Below are 6,836 nucleotides of genomic sequence, written 5' to 3'. Positions count from 1 at the left end.
GTAAAATATCCACGATGGCAGGTATGTCAGGCGTGGGGAAAAGCAGCCTTTTGAATGCTCTTAAACCCGGATTGAAATTGAGAACTTCCGATATTTCAAAAAGACTTGACAGGGGAAAGCACACAACAACAAGGGTAGAACTCCTTGAATTTGACTTCGGTGGGTATGTGGCCGATACACCGGGCTTTGCTTCGCTGGAATTGCCTGAAATACTTCCTGAAGAGTTGAAAGATTATTTCAGAGAATTGAAAGTGCACGGTGGTTACTGTGCTTTTTCCGATTGCGCCCACATCGATGAGCCCGGTTGTTATATAAAGGAACTAGTAGAAACGGGTGATATTCCATCGACGAGGTATGAAAGCTATAGAAAAATGTACAAAGAGCTTCAGGAAAAAAACAAGGGAAAAAAGAGGTGGAAGTGATGATAAAGGTATCTCCTTCGATACTCGCGGCAAATTTTCTGAACCTCCAGCAAGAACTTGATAAAATCAAAACGGCTGATTATTTACATATCGATGTCATGGATGGGCATTTTGTGCCGAACATCACCTTTGGATTTCCGCTGCTTGAAGCCTTAAATAGGGTTGATACCTTGCCTCTTGATGTTCATCTTATGATTTCAGATCCATCAAGATATGTGGATAGGTTTATGGATTTCGGTGCCAGGATTATCGCTGTACATATTGAAGCGGAAACTCACCTTCACCGACTGCTTGAAAGGATTAAATCGAGAAATGTCGAAGCTTTTGTTGCCCTGAACCCCCACACTCCGGTGAATGCTTTGGAAAGCATCTTGCCCTTTCTCGATGGGGTGTTAGTTATGACCGTAAACCCGGGATTCACCGGCCAGAAGTTCATTTCCCTTGCCGCAGAGAAGATTAGGCAACTGGATTCCATACGTCGAGAAAAAGGGTTAAGCTATCAGCTGGCCGTTGATGGTGGAATAAACCTGAACACCGCTCCCACTGTTGTGGAATACGGAGCGGATATTCTCGTCATGGGGGCAGCTATTTTCAGAAGTGATTCTCCAAAAGAAGTGATCGAAAAAGTGAAGGAGTTAAAGCGATGAAAATATATCTTGTGACAGGTAACAAGCATAAGGTCGGCGAAATCAGCGCGTTGGCAGGCGATGATTGGACAATCGTTCCCATTACTTCTGTCATAAATAACAAGATAGAGATTGAAGAAAAAGGGGATAGCTTTTTGCAGAATGCGCTGATAAAGGTTGAAAGCTTCAAGCATTTAAAAATTCCATTGATAGCAGATGATTCGGGGCTTGAAATTGATGCATTGGGTGGTTTCCCCGGGATCAAATCTGCGAGGTTCATGGATGGATACCCATATACAGAAAGAATGGAAGAGCTCTTAACACGGCTGGAGAGTGAAGAAAATAGAAAAGCGCGCTTCAAGTGCGCCGCGGTTTACTATCACCCCACCGGCGTGGTGCTTGCCGCCGAAGGAGTTGTTGAGGGCACTATTGCATTTGAAATAAGAGGCACTCAAGGATTTGGATACGACCCGATATTTGTGCCTGAAGGGTACAATATGACCTTTGGCGAATTGGGGGAGGAAGTGAAATCGACAATTAGCCATAGAGCGACAGCCTTTAAGAAACTCTTCTCACTGCTTCGCCTTTTCTTTTCGAGTACAAATACAACAGGGCACCACAGATCATAAGGATAATGGAAATAACTTGCGCTGTGCGGAATTCTCCTACTTTCAGGCTATCCAGACGTAGCCCTTCCACAAAATATCTGCCTGCTGAATACAAAACCAGATAAAGCCCGGTTGTTTCTCCGTATCTTTTTCGGGATTTTCTGGTGTAGTTGAAAACAAGGAAAAAAACGAAGAGATCCCACAAGCTCTCGTATAAAAAGGTGGGGTGGAAATACTCATATTGGCCAAATCCTGGCATTCGGTAAGCAGGTGGGACGTACATTTTCCATGGCAAATTCGTTGGAGCACCGTAGGCTTCGTGATTCATGAAATTTCCCCAGCGCCCAATAGCCTGAGCAAGGGGAAGGACGGAAGTAAATATATCTGAAGCCTGCCAAAAACTTATTCCAGCGCTTTTCCTTAATCTGGTATACAAAAAGCCCGACAGTAATGCTCCAAAAATAGCCCCGTGTATGGCAAGGCCTCCGTTCCAGATCTTGAATATTTCCATAGGATATTTGCGGTACAGGTCAAATTCGAATGCTACATAGTACAAACGCGCACCGACAATCCCGGCTATTATTCCCCAGAAGATCATCTCTATGAGGTAATCTTCTTTGATTCCTTCTCTCAAAGCCAATTTTCTGCCCAAAAAGTATGCGATGAATATAGAAGAGGCAATCAGGAACCCGTACCACCTGATTTCCAGAGGGCCCAGGTTGAACAGCACAGGGTTTACAATAAGCTTTCCCGAAAAGCTTAGAACCAAAAACCAACCTAAAAGAACAATTCCAGCAATTATTGCCGCAAAAAGGACTACACGTTTTGTCATTGCCAATCCCCCCATTTGACTCTATTATACAAAAAAACATGCTGGCATTTGCCAGCATGTTTCAAAATACCTCATTGTTATTCTTCTGTTGTCTCTTCTTTTTCCTCGGTGTTCTTTTCAGGTTCATTTGATGATTCAGTAGCTTCGGAGGGTTCAGCGACTTCTTTGCTTTCCTCTTCTTTACTCTCGCCTGCATCGATCTCCTTGAAGGTTGCGGACGCGATAACCAGATCCAGAACCTTGTTCTTTCTCAGATTTGCCGCAATATCCTCACGAAGGTCTTCCCTTGATTTGATGATTTCCGTGGCTCTTTCCACAGAAATTCCCCAGTATGGCGCCAGTTCTTCGGCGTTTTTCAGCACTTCTTCTTCAGTCACTTCGATGTTGTTTTCTTTAGCAATCTCGGCTATAAAACGATCTCTTTTAAGCTCGTTGATAATGCTTTCTTTGATCTGATCTCGAAGGTTTTCCTCGCTGCCTGCTTGTTTTAGATAGTTGTCGTATTTTTTCTCTTTGATGAGGTTTTCTATGGATTTGAGTACGAAATAATCTATTGTCTTATCGGAGATCTTGACATCTACGAGATCAACAATTTTGTCGAAAGCCTGCTGCCTGAGAAAGTCTTTTTTCCAGTTGTCAAAGGCTTCAATGCCTTCTTCTTCAATTTTCTTTTTCAGCTCTTCAAGTGTTTCAACTTCGCTGGCAACTGATTTGGCGAACTCATCATCGATTTCCATGAGAATGCGTTTGAAAACTTCCTTGACTTCAACCGTGTAGTTGTAAACATTATCGGAATCCTCAAAAGTCCGCTCGAATTCCACAACGTCGCCCTTTTTCTTCCCGATAATGTTCTTAACGATGGGTCTGTCATCTTCTTCAACAATATGTATTTCCTGAGTTTTCTTATTAGCGATTACTTTGCCGTCTTTGACTATGGTGTATTCGATTTCAACGACATCACCAATTTCAGCCGGTCCATCTTTCGGCTCAATAATGGCATTCTCATTTCTGAGTTCTTCGAGTTTGTTCTCAACGTAATTGACCAGCACGTCTTCCCTTTTTGGGATGGAGAACTCCATACCCTTATAGTCCTTTATTACAGCTTCAGGCTCTCTGTGAAGTTCAACTACGAAGGTTACACTGTCGTCTTCATTTCTTTTTCTCTCTACAACGATGGCGGGAATGAAGAGTTGTTCTTCTTTCTTCAGCTCTTCTTCCACGGCTTTTCCGAGCTCATCGAAAACGATCTCATCAAAATTTTCGCCAAGGTAGGACATGACGATACCTTTTGGGGCTTTGCCCTTTCTAAAACCTCGTATTGAATAATTGGCATTGACATACTTGACTGCTTCGTTTTCGGCTCTTTTTACTTCATCAGGCGTAAATACAAGCTCAAGAACTTCTACGTTGAATTCCTGATTCACTGTCTTTTTTTCCACTCTTGACCCTCCTATCGCAATTTGCGCAGATTTCGTGTTTTCGGTCGATTATAAGTCTTTAATCCATTATATCGGTTAAACGCAGGTTATAATTCCAGTATCTCATATTCATTGGTTGATTCATCCAATAGCAAGCATGTTGCCTTCTCTGAAAGGTAGCCACAGGCTTCCCCTGGATTTGCAATGAAGGTGTCCCCCGGCCTTATGTCGATCTCATGAGTATGTCCATAGAAAATATAGTCCAGATCGGTGAGCCTTTCAAGTCCAAAGGGCTCATGCATGAGCGCAATCCTTTTCTCCTGATGAATTATAACCACAGGCTTGGTGAAGAGAGAATTCCCGAGAATCTCTTTGAGCATGATCTTTTCACCATCGTTGTTGCCGGTTACTACAAAAACACTTCCCTGAAAATCCGTTAGGAGCCTTGCCGTAAATGGGGATACTATGTCACCACAGTGAAATATGGTATCGACATTGTTACTTTTGGCTAATTCTATTGCTTTCTTTGTGTTTTCCATGTTGTCATGGGTATCAGAAATCACCATCCACATATGCTCTACCCTCCAAACAGTTGTAATTTTAGATGTTTTCACATACAATTATACTGTCGATTGGAGCATATTCATCGAAATCGGAATACATTGGAGCTGAAAAAATTGGCGGAATACATTCTTCGTTTTAACAGAGGTGGACTGCTCAGGTTTTTGTCTCAGCAAGAAACAAGCACAGCGATTGAAAGAATGCTGAGACGCGCGAAAATTCCTGTTGCTTATTCCCAGGGCTTCCATCCTCATCCCAAAATTTCATATGCTCCTGCGGTACCCACAGGTGTTGCAAGCTCTGCCTTGTACCTGAAGCTAACAACCACCGAAGAGGATGACGGTATATTTGAGAAACTCAACATGTACTCTATTTTTACGTTGCGCATTCTGGACGTGTGGAAGATAACGGAAGATATAAACTTTCAAGAGCTTGTAGAAAAATACTATTACACTCTGTATCTTCCGAAAAAAGCGTTTGATCCGAAGAAATTTTCACCAGATGCGCTGGTGGAAAAGCAAGGAAAGAAGAAACTGAAAATCTTCAAGGCAGCCGAAGTGTATGAAAACTTTGGATTTTCTGAATTGAGTGACTACTTTATGGTAAAATATTTCCAGCCAGTGTCAAAGCTGGTTTCATATCAGAAACTGCTTAAAATCCTTTCCAATACTGATGAAGTATCGGAAAAGTGTGTTTATGTGTATGTCAAAGATGCCGTGTTCCAAGGTAAGTATCTGAAAGAAATACTTAACAATATAGGAGGGAAAGAAAATGTCCGGTCATAATAAGTGGGCCAATATCAAGCACAGAAAAGCCGCCCAGGATGCGAAGAGATCGAAGATATTCACAAAAATCATCAGAGAACTCATGGTCGCGGCAAGGGAAGGTGGCACAGATCCCATGACTAATGCCGCTCTAAGAGCTGCGATGGATAAGGCAAAAGCTGCCAATATGCCCAAAGACACGATGGAAAAGGCAATCAAAAAAGGAGCTGGAGAACTGGAAGGCCAGTCCTTTGTTGAAGCCATGTATGAAGGGTACGCACCTGGTGGAGTCGCTATGTTGATAAGAGCACTAACCGATAACAAAAATAGAACCGCTCAGGAAATCAGGCATATCCTTTCCAAACACGGTGGAAACATGGCAGAAAGTGGAAGTGTTTCATGGATGTTTGAAAGAAAAGGAGTAATAAGTATTCCAAAATCAGAGATTTCCGACATGGACGAATTCCAGCTTCTCGTTATAGACGCTGGAGCAGAAGACATAAAAGATGAAGATGATCCCGTACAGATTATCACATCACCTGAGCAAGTCTCTGATATTAAAAGCACTCTCGAAGAAAATGGATTCAGTGTCTCATATGAACTGACCTACATTCCGAAAAACACCGTTGCGGTTTCTGGCGGTGATGCAGAAAAGCTTTTGAAACTATTGAACTTGCTGGAAGATAGCGATGACGTTCAGGAAGTATATGCTAACTTTGAAATGGATGACTCTGAAATGGAAGCTATAATGGAAAACCTTTGATGAAAATCAACCGCCCCGCAAGGGGCGGTCATTTATTGATACCTGCAATGATTTGGATAATATGCGTAAGGTTCGGTGATTAAAGTGGTTGTAGCTATTGGTCTTGTAATTGCTTTGATGATTGATCAAGTAACCAAGGCGATTGCCGAAAGCAATCTTCAATATCTTGTGAGAATAGATGTTCTTGGCAAAGTTCTTGGATTGAGATATGTTCACAATAAGGGTGTATCTTTTGGGCTTTTGAAAAGCCTGGGCGTTTACAACATCGCCATCATTACATCGGCGATAATACTTCTGTTGCTTTTTATTGGCAATCACTTCAAAGATAAACTCACCTCAAAGGAGAAATTCTTTTTCGGAATCATACTGGGAGGTGCTCTAGGCAATCTCATTGATCGCTTGCGGCTTGGTTATGTGGTGGACTTCATTGAGATACCTTACTGGCCGATATTCAATGGAGCAGATAGCTGCGTAGTCGCTGGCACTGTCCTTTTGTTATTCCTGTTCTATCGGAGGGAAAAATCACGTGTTGGAAGAGATAACGGTAACGAATCGTGAAAACGGCTGGCGGCTCGATAGGTTCATAACGGAAATAGCACCGGCCTGGGTTTCACGTTCCGCCATACAGCGGCATATTAAAGAGGGAAAGGTACTTGTGAATGGCTCTACGAAAAAGCCAGGCTACAAAGTCAAAGCTGGTGAGTGTATTACTTTTGAGATGCCGGGGAAGCCCCTTGAAGCAGAAGCCCAGCCCGAAGACATTCCGCTGAACATAATATATGAGGACAGAGACATCATCGTAGTCAACAAGGCTGCGGGATTGCTGACGATGGGAACGGGCC

General features: G+C 42.7%; 10 protein-coding genes. 7 read left to right on the top strand and 3 right to left on the bottom strand.

What is annotated here, in order from left to right; genetic code table 11:
• The 3 genes from rsgA to rdgB all read left to right on the top strand — a co-directional run.
• Positions 1 to 422, top strand: a 422-nt coding sequence (gene rsgA, locus AC3LHT_RS07150) for a ribosome small subunit-dependent GTPase A (protein ID WP_488662416.1), incomplete at its 5' end; no start/stop codon positions are given.
• Positions 422 to 1,069, top strand: coding sequence for a ribulose-phosphate 3-epimerase (gene rpe, locus AC3LHT_RS07145; RefSeq protein ID WP_488662415.1), 648 nt, complete (start codon positions 422 to 424; stop codon positions 1,067 to 1,069). The genes rsgA and rpe, both read left to right, overlap by 1 nt.
• Positions 1,066 to 1,677: an RdgB/HAM1 family non-canonical purine NTP pyrophosphatase gene (rdgB, locus tag AC3LHT_RS07140; RefSeq protein WP_488662414.1), complete on the top strand. Its 612-nt coding sequence runs from the start codon at positions 1,066 to 1,068 to the stop codon at positions 1,675 to 1,677. Before rpe ends, rdgB begins: the two co-directional genes overlap by 4 nt.
• Here rdgB and lgt read toward each other — a convergent pair.
• The 3 genes from lgt to AC3LHT_RS07125 form a co-directional block, all read right to left on the bottom strand.
• Complete coding sequence (gene lgt / locus AC3LHT_RS07135) at positions 1,607 to 2,488, bottom strand: prolipoprotein diacylglyceryl transferase (RefSeq protein ID WP_488662413.1); 882 nt, start codon at positions 2,486 to 2,488, stop codon at positions 1,607 to 1,609. The two genes, rdgB and lgt, sit on opposite strands and share 71 nt — an antisense overlap.
• 77 nt (positions 2,489 to 2,565) lie before the next feature.
• A complete protein-coding gene (tig, locus tag AC3LHT_RS07130) occupies positions 2,566 to 3,927 on the bottom strand; it encodes a trigger factor (RefSeq protein WP_488662412.1) in 1,362 nt (453 codons plus the stop codon).
• An 86-nt stretch (positions 3,928 to 4,013) separates the two neighbouring features.
• Positions 4,014 to 4,478 carry a metallophosphoesterase gene (locus AC3LHT_RS07125; RefSeq protein ID WP_290645899.1) on the bottom strand — a complete coding sequence of 155 codons (465 nt, stop codon included), beginning with the start codon at positions 4,476 to 4,478 and terminating at the stop codon, positions 4,014 to 4,016.
• A gap of 105 nt (positions 4,479 to 4,583) precedes the next feature.
• Here AC3LHT_RS07125 and AC3LHT_RS07120 point away from each other — a divergent pair, with 105 nt between their 5' ends.
• The 4 genes from AC3LHT_RS07120 to AC3LHT_RS07105 form a co-directional block, all read left to right on the top strand.
• Positions 4,584 to 5,252: a TIGR03936 family radical SAM-associated protein gene (locus tag AC3LHT_RS07120; RefSeq protein ID WP_290645901.1), complete on the top strand. Its 669-nt coding sequence runs from the start codon at positions 4,584 to 4,586 to the stop codon at positions 5,250 to 5,252.
• Positions 5,239 to 5,994, top strand: coding sequence for a YebC/PmpR family DNA-binding transcriptional regulator (locus tag AC3LHT_RS07115; RefSeq protein ID WP_290645903.1), 756 nt, complete (start codon positions 5,239 to 5,241; stop codon positions 5,992 to 5,994). The genes AC3LHT_RS07120 and AC3LHT_RS07115 overlap by 14 nt, the downstream gene beginning before the upstream one ends.
• Positions 5,995 to 6,078: 84 nt before the next feature.
• Positions 6,079 to 6,552, top strand: a complete 474-nt coding sequence (gene lspA / locus AC3LHT_RS07110) for a signal peptidase II (protein WP_290645905.1) — start codon at positions 6,079 to 6,081, stop codon at positions 6,550 to 6,552.
• The coding region (locus AC3LHT_RS07105) for a S4 domain-containing protein (protein ID WP_488662411.1) at positions 6,521 to 6,836 on the top strand (316 nt) is incomplete at its 3' end. The genes lspA and AC3LHT_RS07105, both read left to right, overlap by 32 nt.

The organism is Kosmotoga sp., assembly GCF_982836095.1.
Note: the sequence above shows the minus strand (reverse complement) of the source record. Positions and strands in the feature narration are given on the sequence as shown.